This window comes from Enterococcus sp. GPZ-007 (genome assembly GCF_059374735.1).
Genome location: NZ_JCAFYN010000001.1, coordinates 344811 through 361469, shown reverse-complemented (window position 1 = coordinate 361469; position 16659 = coordinate 344811). Strand labels below are relative to the sequence as shown.

Here is a 16659-nt window from a genome sequence, read left to right as displayed (position 1 = left end):
CTCATTTCCTACCTTTGCAATCTTGCCTTGTTCTACGTATACCATCAAGATACTAATATCGGCAGGATTTACACCACTGATGCGGCTAGCTTGGGCAATCGTTTCTGGTTGAATCTTTTGCAATTTTTGTTTTGCTTCAGTAGCTAAACCGTTAATGGCTTCATAATCGATCCGATCTGGAATACGTTTGGCTTCCATTCGCTTCAATTTCTCTACTTTTTCCATCGCTTTTTTAATATAGCCTTCATACTTGATTTGAATCTCAACTTGCTCGATTTCTTTTTCGGTTAATTCATCGTTAGCTGGGATGAATTGCAAGATTTCATGATAAGAAATCTCAGGACGTTTCAAGAAATCACTCGCCAAAACACCATCTTTCAATTCTGCGCTGTTTTTAGCCCGTAAGAAGCTTTGAACCTCGTCGTTAGGTTTTAGTCGAATAGATTGTAATCGAGCCATCTCCGCTTCGATATGCGCCTTCTTAACTAAATAAGCTTGAAAGACTTCTTCATCCACCAAACCTATCTCATGTCCGATCTCCGTCAAGCGCAAATCAGCATTGTCGTGGCGTAAAATCAAGCGATATTCTGCTCGTGAAGTCAATAACCGGTATGGCTCATTCGTTCCCTTAGTTACTAAGTCATCAATCATAACACCAATATATCCATCGCTGCGTTTCATGATGAAAGGTTCTTTTCCCTGGATCTTCAAAGCAGCATTGATTCCAGCCATTAATCCTTGACCAGCTGCTTCTTCATAGCCGCTGGTTCCATTGGTTTGTCCAGCAGTATATAGATTTTCGATTACTTTCGTTTCTAGGGTTGGGCGAAGCTGATGAGGTGCCACCATGTCGTATTCAATAGCATATCCAGTCCGCATCATTTCCGCATTTTCTAAACCTTCGATTGAGTGTAGCACTTCATTTTGAACATCCTCTGGTAATGACGTGGACAACCCTTGAACATAAACTTCTTCAGTATTCCGTCCCTCTGGTTCTAAAAATAATTGATGGCGCTCCTTGTCCGCAAAACGGACAATTTTATCCTCGATTGACGGGCAATAGCGTGCCCCTACTCCATCCACAATCCCTGTAAACATTGGCGCACGATAAAGGTTATTTTGGATGATTTTATGACTTTTTAGATTCGTATAGGTCAACCAGCAAGGGATTTGTTTCGTTAAATATTGGCTATCTGGTGTTTGATAACTAAAGTGATTCGGTTTTTCATCCCCTGGTTGAATTTCTGTTTTACTGTAATCAATGGATCCTGACTTCACCCGTGGCGGAGTTCCTGTTTTGAAGCGATGAATCTCTAACCCTAATTCTTGTAAATGATCCGCTAACTTGATTGATGGTTGTGAATTATTAGGGCCTGACGAATACTTTAACTCGCCGATAATAATTTCGCCCCGTAAAGCTGTACCCGCTGTAATGATTACTGCTTTTGCTGAATAAACAGCACCAGTTGAAGTCACAACACCTTTGCATATGCCATCTTCAACAACTAAACGATCAACTACACCTTGCTTTAAGGTCAGATTTTCTTCTTTTTCAATCGTATGTTTCATTTCTTCCGCATACGCATGTTTGTCCGCTTGAGCCCGCAAAGCACGCACTGCTGGACCTTTTCCTGTGTTTAACATTCGCATTTGAATGTACGTCTTATCAATATTACGTCCCATCTCTCCACCGAGTGCGTCAATTTCTCGTACGACAACGCCTTTAGCGGGGCCGCCGATAGACGGATTACATGGCATAAATGCCACCATATCTAAATTGATCGTAATCAATAAGGTCTTTTGGCCCATACGAGCTGCTGCTAAAGCTGCTTCAGAACCGGCATGTCCCGCGCCAACGACGATCACATCATAATTTCCTGCTTGATATTCCATGTAGTTGCTCCTTCTCTATTTTCCTAAACAAAATTGGCTAAATAATTGTGTAATTAATTCATCCTGTACGCTATCGCCAACAATCTCACCTAAATAATCCCAGCAACGCGTCATATCGATTTGGACTAGATCTACTGGCATGCCCGCCATGATCCCATTACGAACCTCACTCAGTGATTGTCCCGCTTTTTCTAACAAAGCAATGTGACGAGTGTTTGATACATAAGTAGCATCTTTTTCTCCAGTTTGACCTCCGAAAAAGAGCTTAGCGATGGCTTCTTCTAGTTGATCCAATCCAGCCTTTTCTAAAACAGAGATTGAAAAAACTTCCTCTTCACTTAGATAGGTTTCAATATCCGCTTGCGCTAAATGACTTGGCAAATCTGTTTTATTCAATAGAATAATCCGCTTTAAACCTTGTGTCGCTTCTAGTAATTCCTTGTCTTCCGCAGTTAACATTTCACTTTGATTCAAAACTAATAGAATCAAATCTGCCTCGCCTAAAGCTTTACGGCTACGTTCTACTCCAATGCGTTCTACCACGTCATCCGTTTCACGAATCCCGGCTGTATCAATCAACTTCAATGGTACACCACGAACATTGACGTATTCTTCGATCACATCACGCGTCGTTCCAGCAATTTCGGTTACAATTGCCTTTTCTTCGTGTAACAGATAATTCAATAAACTTGATTTTCCAACATTTGGACGCCCAATGATTGCCGTACTTAGTCCTTCTCGTAGTATCTTTCCCTGCTTGGCATTCAGTAATAATGCATCAATTTGTTGCCCAACTTGTTGGGCCTTTTCCAGTAATAATTGAGTAGTTAATTCTTCGACGTCATCGTATTCCGGATAGTCAATATTCACTTCAACCTGCGCCAATGTTTCCAAAATTTCCTGACGCAATTGGCGAATCAAATGAGACAAATTACCATCTAATTGATTAATCGCGACATTCATCGCCCGATCCGTTTTCGCGCGAATCAAGTCCATAACAGCCTCAGCTTGAGAGAGGTCCACTCGTCCATTCAAAAAGGCTCTTTTGGTGAATTCGCCCGGTTCTGCTAACCGTGCCCCTGAACGTAAAATTAGTTGTAGTAATTGATTGACCACCACGATGCCGCCGTGACAATTGATTTCAACAATGTCTTCCCGCGTAAAAGTTTTCGGAGCACGCATCACGCTCACCATCACTTCATCGACTACCTGTTGTTCTTCTGGATCAATAATATGTCCGTAATGAATCGTATGTGAAGGTACATCCAGCAAACACTTCTTTCCACTGCGATAGACCTTGTCTGCAATTGCTACTGCTTGATCGCCGCTTAAACGCACAATACTGATCGCACCTTCACCTGGCGGGGTCGAAATCGCTGCAATCGTGTCAAATTCTAAGGTAATCTCTGCCACTTTTTTTCCTCCTATTAATTAAGAACATAAAAAAAGTGCCTACTCCACCCCTTGATAAAGAGGTAGATTGAGCACTTTGACTGCTTTTTTCTACAAAATTCTGGTGCTAGATTAGCATATATCTTTCAACAATTCAAGCTTTCGCATCAAAAACAAACGCTTTTTCAATTTTTATAAAGAAAAATAATTCGCCACGCGAAACAGAGTTAAACAAGTAATTGGTCGCGCCTCTAATTTAGATGATCTGAGAGTAGGCATAGATGCTTTCATAAATCCCATTCGTTTGAAAAATCACTGGATAAGTAAATTAGTCCATCTTAGGTACGCGCCCTACCCTATTATCTTCACTATCGATACAATCAAACAAATCGTTAGTTTTACTAAATGCGAGAAGCAAAAAAAGTGTTAAGCGAACAAGCTGCTTAACACTTTTTCAAAGATTTAAAAATATTTTTTCGCTGGTTCAACAACTAAATAGCGATAAGGATCTTCCCCTTCAGAATGCGTTTTGATGTATTCATCTTTACTTAAAGCTGAATGAATCATTTTGCGTTCAAAAGCCGGCATCGGTTCTAAAAAGACCGGACGCCCCGTTTCTTTTACTTTCTCTGCAGTACGCTGCGCCAAACGAGTTAAGACCTCTTCACGCTTTTGGCGATAGTTGCCGACATTTACGACTACCGACAATTTTTCTTTCGCGACACGATGCAGGAAGACCTGTGCAAGATATTGCAAGGCATTCAATATCTTACCGTGCTTGCCAATCAGCATCCCTTGTTTACTGGTCTCTAGATTCATAACAATCAGTCCGTTCGTTTCATGCTGAATCTTGACTAGCGCTGGCACACCCATATCACTCGTAATATTAGTTAAGTAAAGTGCCAATTCTTTGATAGCTTCATCTTCATCCAATTCAACTAATTGACTAGCGGAATCAACTGGGTCAGCAGCTTCCTTTGCTTTTACTCCTAGTTCTGGTTTGACTGACTGTTCTTTAGCTGGTTCTTTTACCGGTTCAGGAGTAGCTTCAGATTCTTCAGCCTTGATTGGTTCGATGGAAACACGAGCATCTTTTTTCCCCATTCCTAGGAAACCTTTTTTCGCATCCATTAAAATTTCAATTTCGACAGCTTCTTTTTTCAACCCTAAAGCGTGCAATCCGTTTGAGATTGCTTCGTCGATGGTTGGACCTTCATAAACAGGCATTTTCTAAACCTCCTTATTTTGCATTTAATTTTTTAAAGAAAATAGAAATCTTTATTTTTTACGTTTTTTCTTCGGGCGCTTAGCTTTTTCAAGTGCGCGTTCTCGTTCACGAATCTGGCGTGCTACTTCTTCTCGTTCACGACGAATCTTGAACGGATTATTGATCAACAATGTTTGAAGTACTTGGAAAGCATTTGAGATTACCCAGTACAATGATAGCCCACTAGCTAAATTCAAAGCCATAACAAAGATCATCACGGGCATTGCGAAGTTCATTATTTTCAATGAAGCATTAGATTCAAGCTGACTCATACTTGATAGATAGCTACTTGCAAACGTAAAGACGGCAGCAAGGATTGGTAAGATAAAGTATGGATCGGATTGACTTAAGTTCAACCATAGAAAATGTCCAGACCGCAACTCTGGAATTCGTAAAATCGCTTGATACAAGGCCATCATCACAGGCATTTGTACTAACAACGGCAAACAGCCTGCGTAAGGGCTCACATTATTTTCTGCATAAAGCTTTTTCGTTTCCTCTTGTAGCTTTTGTTGTGTCTCCTGATCACGACTACTGTATTTTTCTTGAAGCGCTTTGATCTTAGGTTGTAAATCTTGCGTCTTCCGCATGCTCTTTGTTTGATAGTGCATCAACGGCAACAAGATAATCCGAATCACGATTGTGAATAAAATGATCCCGATCCCGACATTGCCAAAAGATAACCCTTTGATCGCTTGTCCGAAATAATAGACGACATAACGATCCCACACGCCGCTACTGTTTGCACTGACTTCTCCAGTTCCACAGGCAGATAACAAGAATACCAGACTCAATAATCCTGTCATTAATAGTATTTTTTTATATTTCTTCACTTACATCTGTTTCCTTCCTAACTTAATATTTTTGCTAATTTTAAGACGTGTATAAGATTCGAACGCATTTCATCATGAGGCAAATCTTTTGTAGCTGGCCGCGCGATCACGATAAAGTCTATAGGAGGCAATTCTGTCTTCAATTCTTGCAAAACTGCTCGAATTTGTCTTTTCACTTGATTTCGTGCCACAGCGTTTCCAACTTTTTTACCGACTGATAAGCCTACTCGAAAATGTTTTTGGTCAGAAGGCTCTAGACGATAAACTACGAATTTTCGATTCGCAAAAGAAGCACCTTCTTCAAACACTTTTTGAAATTCTCGTTCTTTTTTGACCCGATATTTTTTCTGCATCTAGTTTCCTTCGTTTCTTTTAAATCTATACCTGACAATAATACCATACTTCAAATTGAGGAATCATCCTTATTTAATAGAAAAATTCCTTAAGAAGCTCATTTTAGGTACAAAAAAAACCACTGACCGGCAGTGGCTTAAGCAGCAAGTACTTTTCTTCCTTTACGACGACGGCTTGCTAATACGCGACGGCCGTTTTTAGTGCTCATGCGTTTACGGAATCCATGAACTTTTTGACGTTTACGTTTATTTGGTTGATAAGTTCTTTTCATTTGAATACACCTCCATAGCTAACATTACATAGACATACCCGAATATTATAACGACTCAGCCCCTAGTTTGTCAATCATGAAATGAAAAACACAGAAAAACTCTGGTTACTTTTTTCTTTTATCAAACTTTTTTGAATATCTACATGCTAAAAAATCTATTCTAGAAGGAATCTAAACTTTTCAGAGATATTCTATTAGTTACCAGTAGTTGCCAGTTAGCTGAGCGACATTTCAGACAAGATTTTTAGTAATAAGTCTTTTTCAATAATTCACATTAATTTATTTGCCACTCACAAATGATTAAGCAAAAAGTTTATCCACAAAATCTGGGGATAATTTCATTCCAACTGTGCAAAACATTTTTTCGTTAAAAAACTTGCATAGATTTTTCAAACGATTTTTCCACAAATTTTCCACTTTTTGATAACTTATCCACAAGGTGGATAAGTGTTGTGAATAACTCTCCTATCACCTGTGTTATCAAGTGCCCTATTTTACCAGATTTGTGAAAATTTTCGTGGATAAAGAGAAATGTCCACAATTTTCAAGAGAAATGTGCATATGTTTTTGCCTATCAGTGGATAACGGATTTGTATTTTTATACATTTTGTGGAAAAAGAGAAAAAGCCTGTTAATTCATCTCTGGTTGTGGAAAACTTTTAAAAAAAATGCTAAAGTAAGTCTATCTGAATTTTATTAAAATAGGAGGCGACTTATTTGACCTCATTGGACACTTTCTGGCAGGAATTGAAGGACAGTTACAAAAATGACCTCAATCCTGCCAGTTATGATGCCTGGGTAGGCACAGCTAAACCCTTAGCTTTAACACACAATCAACTAACGATCGAAGTCACGAGTGATTTGCATAAGCGCTATTGGGAGAAACATTTGGCCGCAAAAATCGTCGAGATCGGTTTTAAAGTGACAGGGGATGAGATCATGCCGCTGTTCGTTACACCAGACGAAGCACCGCCTGTCAGCATTGTCGAAAAAGAGGAAACACCCAAAGTAGGCACAACAAAACGTGCGATGCTCAATCCAAAATATACTTTTGATACGTTTGTTATCGGGAAGGGTAACCAAATGGCGCACGCAGCTGCTTTAGTTGTAGCTGAAGAACCTGGATCAATTTACAACCCGCTTTTCTTTTATGGAGGCGTTGGCCTAGGGAAAACTCACTTGATGCACGCTATTGGTCATCAAATGCTAGCAATCAATCCGCAAGCAAAAGTCAAATATGTATCTAGTGAAACGTTCGCAAACGACTTTATCAACTCAATCAAGAATAAGACCTCTGAAGAATTTCGGCAGGAGTATCGTAAAGTAGATTTGCTGTTAGTTGATGATATTCAATTTTTTGCTGATAAAGAAGCGACTCAAGAAGAATTTTTCCACACTTTCGAGAATCTCTATAATGATAATAAGCAAATTGTTCTAACCAGTGACCGTCTGCCAAACGAGATTCCAAAGCTGCAGGAACGCCTTGTTTCACGTTTTGCTTGGGGCTTATCAGTGGATATAACTCCCCCTGATCTTGAAACCAGAACAGCAATTTTACGAAAAAAGGCACAAGCAGAAAACCTAGAGATTCCTGATGATACCTTGAGTTATATCGCAGGGCAGATCGATTCAAATATTCGTGAATTGGAAGGGGCTCTAGTACGCGTTCAAGCATTTGCTACTATGAATAGCGCAGATATAACAACTAGCATTGCAGCTGATGCCTTGAAAAGTTTGAAGGGAACCAGCAACTCGCAGCTATCCATTAGCAAGATCCAAGATGAAGTCGCAAAATTCTACCATATTCAAATAAAAGACTTAAAAGGGAAGAAACGAGTGAAAACAATTGTGGTCCCGCGTCAGATCGCTATGTATCTAGCTCGAGAAATGACGGAAAGCTCCTTGCCAAAAATTGGTGCTGAGTTTGGTGGTAAAGATCACACAACTGTTATCCATGCTTATGAAAAGATTAGTCAATTAATGAAGAATGACAGCAGCATTCAACAAGAAATAGCAGAGATTAAAAATCTATTGTTAGGTTAGCTTGTGGACAATAGTTGAAAAAGCAACTTATTTATCCACACCTTTTCCACAAGTGGAAAACTTGCTGTTTCAAGCTTTCGTCTTGTTTTTCCACATGATCAACAGGCCCTACTACTTTTATTACTTAATTACTTAAATAAATAAGAAAAGTCTTACAGCTAACAACACTTCAGATCAAACTTAGCAAAAAAGACAATAGCCATCTTCTTAAAAAAAATCAAAATGAAAAAAAGGAGTTCCATTATGAAATTTACGATTAATCGCGCCCGTTTCATCCAAGAATTACAAACTGTTCAACGTGCGATCTCAACTAAAACAACGATCCCAATCTTAACAGGTGTAAAAATCGAGTTGAACAATGAAGGATTGACCTTAACAGGTAGTAACGCTGATATCTCGATTGAAACTTTTTTGGCGGCAGATGATGAAAAGGCTGAGTTGCTGATCACTGAGACAGGAACAATCGTTTTACAAGCACGTTTCTTCAGTGAGATTATTCGTCGGTTACCAGAAACGACCTTTACTTTGGAAGTACAAGAAAACCACCAAGTATTGATTACATCCGGAGCAGCTCATTTTACAGTCAATGGTTTAGATGCAGATAATTATCCACACTTACCAGTAGTAGAGGAGCAAAATCAATTAAAATTACCTGTCCACATGTTGACAAAATTGATTGGTGAGACAGTTTTCTCTGTTTCTCAGCACGAAAGCCGGCCGATACTTACTGGGGTTCATTTTACAATGTCGAATGGACAGCTATTAGCAGTTGCGACGGATTCTCATCGTCTCAGCCAACGGATCGTTCCTGTGGAAAACGCAGATAAAGATTTTGATATCGTTATCCCTGGTAAAAGCTTGGTTGAACTTTCTCGTTCATTATCCGATGAAGAAGCTGAGGTAGAAATCAGCATTATGGAGAATCAAGTTTTATTTAAAACGCCAACCATGTATTTCTATTCTCGACTGCTGGAAGGAAATTACCCTGATACCAATCGCTTAATCCCAACTAGCTTCAATACGGAGATTACTTTTTCCGTACCAACATTCTTAGCAGCGATCGAGCGGGCATCTTTACTTTCACATGAAGGGCGTAATAATATCGTTCGTTTAGCGATTGCCGATAATTCAGTCATTCTTTACGGAAATTCACCAGAAATCGGTAAAGTAGAAGAAGAATTGGTCTATGAACAAGTCAGCGGTGATCCTTTAGAGATTTCTTTCAACCCTGACTATATGAAAGATGCGTTACGTGCTTTTGGCGATATGAGCATCAAGATTCAATTTATTTCGGCGATTCGTCCATTTACCTTGGAGCCAAGCGAAGGGGATGTATCCTTTATTCAATTGATCACTCCAGTGCGGACAAACTAAGATAAATTCATCGAGTTTCACAAGTTTTTTGAAAAATATGAAAACATTTTGGAAAATATGCAATTCCGGTAAAAGGTCTTAAAATCGATTTTAAGACCTTTTACTTTTTTTTGAGTGAATTAATTAAAACGGCTTAGAACTTCTTAAATCGAAAAATACAACGAGTTAATTTGTTTTATCTATTAAAAAAGGGTATAATAAAGAGGTGTTTCTAGCATGAAAATGAGGGATGAATGTGAAACAAAAAATTTTTTTAGAAACAGAGTTCATGACGCTTGGTCAGTTATTGAAAGAGATCAATTTGATCTCTAGCGGTGGACAAGCCAAGTGGTTTCTAGCAGAAGAAACAGTATTTGTAGATGGCGAGTTGGAGAACCGCCGCGGACGAAAGCTCTATCCGGGAATGATGATCGAGATTCCTGAGGTAGGAACTTTTTTTATGGTCAAAAATAAGGAAGAGCAAGATGCGGCTGAATAAGCTTGAGTTGAGAAATTATCGAAATTATCAAGAGCTGATCTTGGAATTTCCTAACCGATTGAATATTTTTTTAGGAGAAAATGCTCAAGGAAAAACCAATCTTTTGGAAAGTATCTATGTTTTAGCGTTAACTCGCAGCCACCGAACCAGCAGTGAGCAGGAATTGATTGGCTGGAGAGAAGATTTCGCTCAAATCAAAGGTCGGATTGAACGAGGAACGAGTGAGCTGGAGTTGGAATTATTGCTGACCAAAAAAGGTCGCAAGTCCAAAGTCAATCATATCGAACAAAAAAAATTGAGCAGCTACATCGGTCAATTGAATGTCATTTTGTTTGCGCCGGAGGATCTTTCGTTAGTAAAAGGAAGTCCGCAAACCAGACGACGCTTTATTGATATGGAATTAGGGCAGATCAACCCGGTTTATCTCTATGACCTGGCACAGTATCAGCAGACCTTAAAACAGCGAAATCTTTATTTGAAACAGTTATCTGAGAAGAAGCAGACAGATGAGATCTATCTCGATATTCTTACGGAGCAGCTAGTAGATTTTGGCAGCAAAGTCTTAGCAAACCGTTTGAAGTTCGTTAAAAGGCTGGAATATTGGTCCAATGATCTGCATGGCAAGATCACCAATCAAAAAGAAGTCTTGGCGATCGAATACGATGCCAGTCTACCACTAGAAAGTGAAAGTGTTGAAGAAATCCGTACGGTTTTTCTGAATGAATTGCAGAAGAACCGCAAACGGGAGATTTTCAAAGGCAATACATTTTTAGGCCCTCATCGAGATGACCTGATCTTTAAGGTCAATCAGCAAAACGTGCAGACATATGGGTCACAAGGGCAACAACGAACCACTGCATTAAGCGTCAAATTGGCAGAAATCGATTTGATGAAAGAAGAAACAGGGGAATATCCGATTTTACTTTTAGATGACGTCATGAGTGAGCTTGATGACAATCGTCAGATACATTTATTAGAGACGATCGAAAACAAAGTTCAGACGTTTTTAACAACGACGACCTTGAATCATGTTAAAGGCAAAATGACGGTCCATCCGGATATTTTTTATGTCCATCAAGGGCAGATAGAAAGGAAAGAAACGTAGATGACAGAAGAGGAAAAGAGTTTACTAGAACGTGCTCAAGAGTACGATGCCAGTCAAATCCAGGTTTTAGAAGGATTAGAAGCTGTTCGAAAACGTCCTGGAATGTATATTGGTTCCACTAGCACGGAAGGTTTGCACCACCTTGTTTGGGAGATCGTGGATAATTCCATTGATGAAGCCTTAGCAGGATTTGCAACACACATCCATGTGGTGATTGAAGAAGATAATAGTATCACCGTTAGCGATGACGGACGTGGTATTCCTATTGGGATTCAAGCGAAAACGGGCCGTCCAGCTGTTGAAACGGTCTTTACGATTCTACATGCCGGCGGAAAGTTCGGCGGCGGTGGCTACAAAGTATCTGGTGGACTTCACGGTGTGGGAGCTTCTGTTGTTAACGCTTTGTCTACAAGTTTAGATGTTCGAGTTTTCAAAGAAGGAAAAGTCTATTTCCAAGACTATCGACGTGGGGCTGTTGTAGATGATTTAAAAATAATTGGTGAGACAGAAAAGCACGGAACCACCGTCCATTTTGTACCCGATCCTGAGATTTTTACGGAATCAACGGTCTTCAATTTTGAAAAATTAGCGACGCGCGTTCGAGAATTAGCTTTCTTGAATCGTGGTTTGAAGCTGTCGATTGAAGATAAAAGGGAAGAAAAACCTGTTTTACGTGAATACCACTATGAAGGCGGGATCAAGAGCTATGTTGAACATTTAAATCATAATAAAGCAGTGATTTTTGATGAACCTGTCTATGTAGAAGGGGAACAACAAGATATTACTGTTGAAGTAGCGATGCAGTATACGGATGGCTACCATACCAATATTTTAAGTTTTGCCAATAATATCCATACCTATGAAGGTGGAACCCATGAGTTCGGATTCAAAACCGCTTTGACACGGGTAATCAATGATTATGCACGTAAACAAAAAATCATGAAAGACAATGATGAAAATCTTTCTGGTGAAGACGTGCGTGAAGGTTTGACAGCTGTTATCTCCATCAAACATCCAGAACCTCAGTTTGAAGGGCAAACGAAAACGAAACTTGGGAACTCTGAAGTTCGTACCGTTACTGATCGTCTATTCTCAGAGAATTTCATGAAATTCTTGATGGAAAATCCGTCAGTTGGTCGGCGAATTGTAGAAAAAGGGATGTTAGCTGCCAAAGCTCGTTTAGCTGCTAAGCGAGCTCGTGAAGTGACTCGTCGTAAAGGCGCACTTGAGATTAGCAACTTGCCTGGTAAGCTAGCCGATTGTTCAAGTAACGATCCAGAGAAATGCGAATTGTTCATCGTCGAAGGGGATTCCGCCGGTGGTTCAGCGAAACAAGGACGTAGTCGTGAGTTCCAAGCGATTTTACCGATTCGCGGGAAAATCTTAAACGTTGAAAAAGCCTCAATGGATAAAATTTTAGCCAATGAAGAAATCCGTTCATTGTTTACAGCGATGGGAACTGGATTTGGAGCCGATTTTGATGTGTCGAAAGCTCGCTATCATAAATTGGTCATCATGACCGATGCCGATGTCGATGGTGCACATATTCGGACATTGCTACTAACATTATTCTATCGTTATATGCGACCAATCGTGGAGGCTGGCTATGTTTATATTGCGCAGCCGCCATTATACGGAATCAAACAAGGTAAAAATATCACTTATATCCAACCAGGGAAAAACGCTGAAGAAGAATTGGCACAAAAAATGTCAGAACTACCAGCGACGCCGAAACCAAACGTTCAACGATACAAAGGTTTAGGTGAAATGGATGATCATCAATTGTGGGAAACAACGATGGATCCTGAAAATCGTCTGATGCTGCGTGTTAGTGTTGATGACGCGATCGAGGCCGATCAAGTCTTTGAAATGCTGATGGGGGATCGAGTAGAACCACGCCGGGCATTCATCGAGGAAAACGCGCATTATGTTAAAAACTTGGATATTTAGTGAGGATGTCAGTTTATCTTCGCGCTTTAGCGTGATTAGAAAAATGATATACGTGGTGAAGATCAGATTTATTTTTAGCTAAAAATAAATTCACTAATACGAACTAGGAGGATCATTTTGGAAGATCGTAGAGAGAATATACATGACGTCAATCTAACCAGTGAAATGCGAGAATCCTTCATTGATTATGCAATGAGCGTTATTGTGGCACGTGCTTTACCAGATGTACGGGATGGATTGAAACCCGTTCATCGTCGAATTTTATATGGAATGAACGAACTAGGGGTTACACCAGATAAACCTCATAAAAAATCGGCTCGTATCGTTGGGGATGTAATGGGTAAGTACCATCCTCACGGTGATAGTGCCATTTATGAATCAATGGTACGGATGGCTCAATCATTCAGTTATCGCAACATGTTGGTGGATGGCCACGGAAACTTCGGATCTGTCGATGGTGACGGTGCAGCGGCGATGCGTTATACCGAAGCACGTCTAAGCAAGATTGCGATGGAAATGTTGCGGGATATCAATAAAGATACTGTTGATTTCCAAGGAAATTATGATGACAGTGAACAAGAACCCGTTGTATTGCCAGCTCGTTTTCCGAATCTATTAGTCAATGGAGCTACAGGTATCGCAGTCGGGATGGCAACCAATATTCCGCCGCATAACTTGAGGGAAGTAACTGCTGGGATCGAACTTTTGATGAAAAACCCAGAAGCTACGACACAAGAATTGATGGAATGTATCCCAGGACCAGACTTTCCGACAGGTGGTCTGGTGATGGGGAAATCCGGTATTCGTCGTGCTTATGAAACAGGTAAAGGATCAATCACTGTTCGGGCGAAAATCGAGATTGAAGAACAGAAGAATGGCAAGGAACGAATTCTTGTATCTGAATTGCCATACATGGTCAACAAAGCGAAATTGATTGAACGTATTTCTGAATTACATCGTGATAAGCGTATCGAAGGCATTACAGATTTGCGTGATGAAACGTCTCGTGAAGGGATGCGGATCGTGATTGAAGTCCGCCGTGATGTCAGTGCATCCGTTATTTTGAATAACTTGTACAAGATGACCTCGTTGCAGACATCATTTAGTTTCAACATGCTGGCGATCGAAAAAGGTGTTCCAAAAATCTTGAACTTGAAACAAATTTTGGAAAACTACATTGAACACCAGAAAAATGTCATTACTCGCCGGACAATCTTCGACAAGAAAAAGGCAGAAGCTAGAGCTCATATCTTAGAAGGCTTACGTATCGCATTGGATCATATCGATGAGATTATTGCAACGATCCGTAACTCAGCATCAGATGATATCGCGAAAGCGACCTTGATCGAACGTTTTGAATTATCCGATCGACAAGCGCAAGCAATCTTAGACATGCGTCTACGTCGTTTAACGGGCTTAGAACGCGAGAAAATTGAAAATGAATATCAAGAGCTGTTGAAGACGATCAGCGACTTAGAAGACATTTTAGCGCGTCCTGAGCGTGTTGAAGAAATCATTCGTACAGAATTAGCAGAAGTCGCTGCAAAATTCGGTGATAATCGTCGGACTGAGTTATTAGTTGGTGAAGTGTTAAGTCTTGAAGATGAAGATTTGATCGAAGAAGAAGATGTTGTGATTACGTTGACTAACAATGGTTACATCAAACGTGTTGCCTCAACGGAATTCCGTGCACAACGACGTGGTGGTCGTGGTGTTCAGGGCATGGGCATTCACGATGATGACTTCGTAAAAACGTTGATCTCTTGTTCGACCCATGATACATTGCTGTTCTTCACAAATAGCGGTCGGGTTTATCGGGCGAAGGGTTACGAAGTGCCAGAATATGGCCGGACAGCCAAGGGCATTCCGATCATCAACCTGCTAGGGATTGATTCAAGTGAAACGATCCAAGCCGTGATTTCTGTGAATGGACAAGCTGAAGACGGACATTTCTTATTCTTTGTCACGAAGCAGGGGACGGTCAAACGAACGACGGTTACCGCATTTTCAAACATTCGTGCGAATGGCTTGATTGCGATCGGCTTGCGTGAAGGCGATGAACTAGTGAACGTAATGTCAACCGAAGGCGATGAAACGATCATTATCGGTACTCACGATGGCTATTCTGTAACCTTCAAAGAAAAAGCAGTTCGTGATATGGGTAGAACCGCCAGTGGTGTACGTGGTATTCGACTACGTGATGAAGATTACGTAATTGGTTCAGCCGTGCTGAAAGAAGACCAAGAAGTCTTGGTTCTTACTGAAAAAGGTTACGGTAAACGGACTAAAGCCTCTGAATACCCAATCAAAGGCCGTGGTGGTAAAGGGATCAAGACAGCAAATGTCAAAGAGAAAAATGGTCCTCTTGCTGGCTTGACTGTCGTGAACGGTGATGAAGACATTCTTTTGATCACTGACAAAGGTGTTATCATTCGCTTCAATGTTGGCGGTGTTTCACAAACCGGTCGTGCTACCTTAGGTGTTCGTCTGATGAAGATGGAAGAAAACACGAAGGTTGTAACTATGGCAATTGTTGATAAAGAAGTTGAAGAGAGCGAAACAAACGAAACAAACGAAACAAACGAAACAAACGAGACGACTGAAATTTCAGAAGAAACACCAAACGATATAGAAGAATAAAAAAAGTAAAAAGACTGGGAGCGATCTCAGTCTTTTTTCGTAACTTAAAGTAAAGAAACATTTGATTTTTGCAGGATGATTATGTATAATGATTATTTGTGAGCAGTCTAGATAAAATTTAGATCGCTCTCCTTGCTCTTAATAAAGTTAAGAGCCTTATAGTCCATAGGGAGGTGAAAATCAATGAGTCAAAGCACGAAGTATGAAATCACATACATCATTCGTCCGAACATTGATGAAGAAGCAAAAACTGCTTTAGTAGAACGTTTCGATACAATCTTGAAAGATAATGGCGCTGAAATTATCGATTCTAAAGATTGGGAAAAACGCCGTTTCGCATACGAAATGAACGGATTCCGTGAAGGCATCTACCATATCGTCAATGCAACTGCGCCAACAACAGCTAGTGCAGTTAACGAATTCGATCGTCTTGCAAAAATCAATGACGATATTATTCGTCACATGATCGTTAAGATTGAAGAATAATTGTTTCACGTGAAACAATTGACGAGAAGGGAGCTGGCTTTACTTTGATTAATAATGTTGTACTAGTTGGTCGTTTAACAAAGGATCCTGATTTACGCTACACCGCAAATGGTACTGGTGTTGCAACGTTTACTTTGGCGGTGAATCGTAATTTTACGAACCAAAGCGGTAATCGTGAAGCAGACTTTATCAATTGTGTGATTTGGCGGAAATCAGCAGAAACTTTAGCTAATTATGCGCGTAAGGGAACTCTTTTAGGAGTGACTGGTCGTATCCAAACAAGAAATTATGAAAATCAGCAAGGACAACGTGTCTATGTGACTGAAGTTGTTGCTGAAAATTTCCAATTATTGGAATCTCGTACTGCAAGTGAACAACGTCAACAGAACCCAAGTTCTGATGATAGCTTCCAAAGCCAAGGCGGGGGAAATAATTTTAACAACAATTATAATCAATCCTCTCAGTCAGCTAAGAACACTATGCCTGACTTCGATCGAGATTCAGATCCATTCAGTGGATCCTCAATCGACATTTCAGATGATGATTTACCATTCTAACAATTGAATAGGAGGG

Annotated in this window: 14 protein-coding genes; 8 read left to right on the top strand and 6 right to left on the bottom strand. The window is 40.2% G+C overall.

Translation table 11 applies throughout. The features are described from left to right. The 6 genes from mnmG to rpmH form a co-directional block, all read right to left on the bottom strand. A partial coding sequence (gene mnmG / locus AC4J95_RS01735) for a tRNA uridine-5-carboxymethylaminomethyl(34) synthesis enzyme MnmG (RefSeq protein ID WP_494548347.1) occupies positions 1-1893 on the bottom strand: 1893 nt, incomplete at its 3' end. A 15-nt stretch (positions 1894-1908) separates the two neighbouring features. Beyond that, positions 1909-3306 carry a tRNA uridine-5-carboxymethylaminomethyl(34) synthesis GTPase MnmE gene (mnmE, locus tag AC4J95_RS01730; protein WP_494548346.1) on the bottom strand — a complete coding sequence of 466 codons (1398 nt, stop codon included), beginning with the start codon at positions 3304-3306 and terminating at the stop codon, positions 1909-1911. Positions 3307-3747: 441 nt separating this feature from the next. Beyond that, positions 3748-4512, bottom strand: coding sequence for an RNA-binding cell elongation regulator Jag/EloR (gene jag / locus AC4J95_RS01725; RefSeq protein ID WP_494548345.1), 765 nt, complete (start codon positions 4510-4512; stop codon positions 3748-3750). A 51-nt stretch (positions 4513-4563) separates the two neighbouring features. Beyond that, positions 4564-5385: a YidC/Oxa1 family membrane protein insertase gene (locus tag AC4J95_RS01720; RefSeq protein ID WP_494548344.1), complete on the bottom strand. Its 822-nt coding sequence runs from the start codon at positions 5383-5385 to the stop codon at positions 4564-4566. A 17-nt stretch (positions 5386-5402) separates the two neighbouring features. Beyond that, positions 5403-5738, bottom strand: coding sequence for a ribonuclease P protein component (rnpA, locus tag AC4J95_RS01715; protein ID WP_316402212.1), 336 nt, complete (start codon positions 5736-5738; stop codon positions 5403-5405). 137 nt (positions 5739-5875) lie between these two features. Then, positions 5876-6010, bottom strand: a complete 135-nt coding sequence (gene rpmH / locus AC4J95_RS01710) for a 50S ribosomal protein L34 (protein WP_006703104.1) — start codon at positions 6008-6010, stop codon at positions 5876-5878. Between the two features lie 717 nt (positions 6011-6727). On the opposite strand from rpmH, the gene dnaA reads away from it, so the two are divergent. The 8 genes from dnaA to ssb all read left to right on the top strand — a co-directional run bounded on the left by dnaA (position 6728) and on the right by ssb (position 16643). Then, on the top strand, positions 6728-8053 hold the full coding sequence (gene dnaA / locus AC4J95_RS01705) for a chromosomal replication initiator protein DnaA (RefSeq protein WP_494548343.1): 1326 nt from the start codon (positions 6728-6730) through the stop codon (positions 8051-8053). Positions 8054-8296: 243 nt separating this feature from the next. Further along, on the top strand, positions 8297-9427 hold the full coding sequence (gene dnaN, locus AC4J95_RS01700; protein ID WP_494548342.1) for a DNA polymerase III subunit beta: 1131 nt from the start codon (positions 8297-8299) through the stop codon (positions 9425-9427). A gap of 235 nt (positions 9428-9662) precedes the next feature. After that, positions 9663-9905, top strand: coding sequence for a S4 domain-containing protein YaaA (gene yaaA, locus AC4J95_RS01695; RefSeq protein ID WP_010747417.1), 243 nt, complete (start codon positions 9663-9665; stop codon positions 9903-9905). Next, the gene (gene recF, locus AC4J95_RS01690; protein ID WP_494548341.1) at positions 9892-11010 is read left to right on the top strand and encodes a DNA replication/repair protein RecF; all 1119 of its coding nucleotides are present in this window, start codon (positions 9892-9894) and stop codon (positions 11008-11010) included. Before yaaA ends, recF begins: the two co-directional genes overlap by 14 nt. Beyond that, positions 11011-12960 carry a DNA topoisomerase (ATP-hydrolyzing) subunit B gene (gene gyrB / locus AC4J95_RS01685; protein WP_494548340.1) on the top strand — a complete coding sequence of 650 codons (1950 nt, stop codon included), beginning with the start codon at positions 11011-11013 and terminating at the stop codon, positions 12958-12960. Between the two features lie 117 nt (positions 12961-13077). Continuing rightward, positions 13078-15600: a DNA gyrase subunit A gene (gene gyrA / locus AC4J95_RS01680; protein WP_494548339.1), complete on the top strand. Its 2523-nt coding sequence runs from the start codon at positions 13078-13080 to the stop codon at positions 15598-15600. Positions 15601-15783: 183 nt separating this feature from the next. Further along, positions 15784-16086, top strand: a complete 303-nt coding sequence (gene rpsF, locus AC4J95_RS01675; protein ID WP_316402217.1) for a 30S ribosomal protein S6 — start codon at positions 15784-15786, stop codon at positions 16084-16086. A gap of 44 nt (positions 16087-16130) precedes the next feature. After that, a complete protein-coding gene (ssb, locus tag AC4J95_RS01670) occupies positions 16131-16643 on the top strand; it encodes a single-stranded DNA-binding protein (RefSeq protein WP_316402218.1) in 513 nt (170 codons plus the stop codon). Positions 16644-16659: the final 16 nt, after the last annotated feature.

Bases quoted from the DNA above. Each gene is read 5' to 3' on its own strand.
- recF (WP_494548341.1), top strand. From the start codon at position 9,892: ATGCGGCTGAATAAGCTTGAGTTGAGAAATTATCGAAATTATCAAGAG.
- rpmH (WP_006703104.1), bottom strand. From the start codon at position 6,010: ATGAAAAGAACTTATCAACCAAATAAACGTAAACGTCAAAAAGTTCAT.
- rnpA (WP_316402212.1), bottom strand. From the start codon at position 5,738: ATGCAGAAAAAATATCGGGTCAAAAAAGAACGAGAATTTCAAAAAGTG.
- dnaN (WP_494548342.1), top strand. From the start codon at position 8,297: ATGAAATTTACGATTAATCGCGCCCGTTTCATCCAAGAATTACAAACT.
- gyrB (WP_494548340.1), top strand. From the start codon at position 11,011: ATGACAGAAGAGGAAAAGAGTTTACTAGAACGTGCTCAAGAGTACGAT.
- rpsF (WP_316402217.1), top strand. From the start codon at position 15,784: ATGAGTCAAAGCACGAAGTATGAAATCACATACATCATTCGTCCGAAC.
- jag (WP_494548345.1), bottom strand. From the start codon at position 4,512: ATGCCTGTTTATGAAGGTCCAACCATCGACGAAGCAATCTCAAACGGA.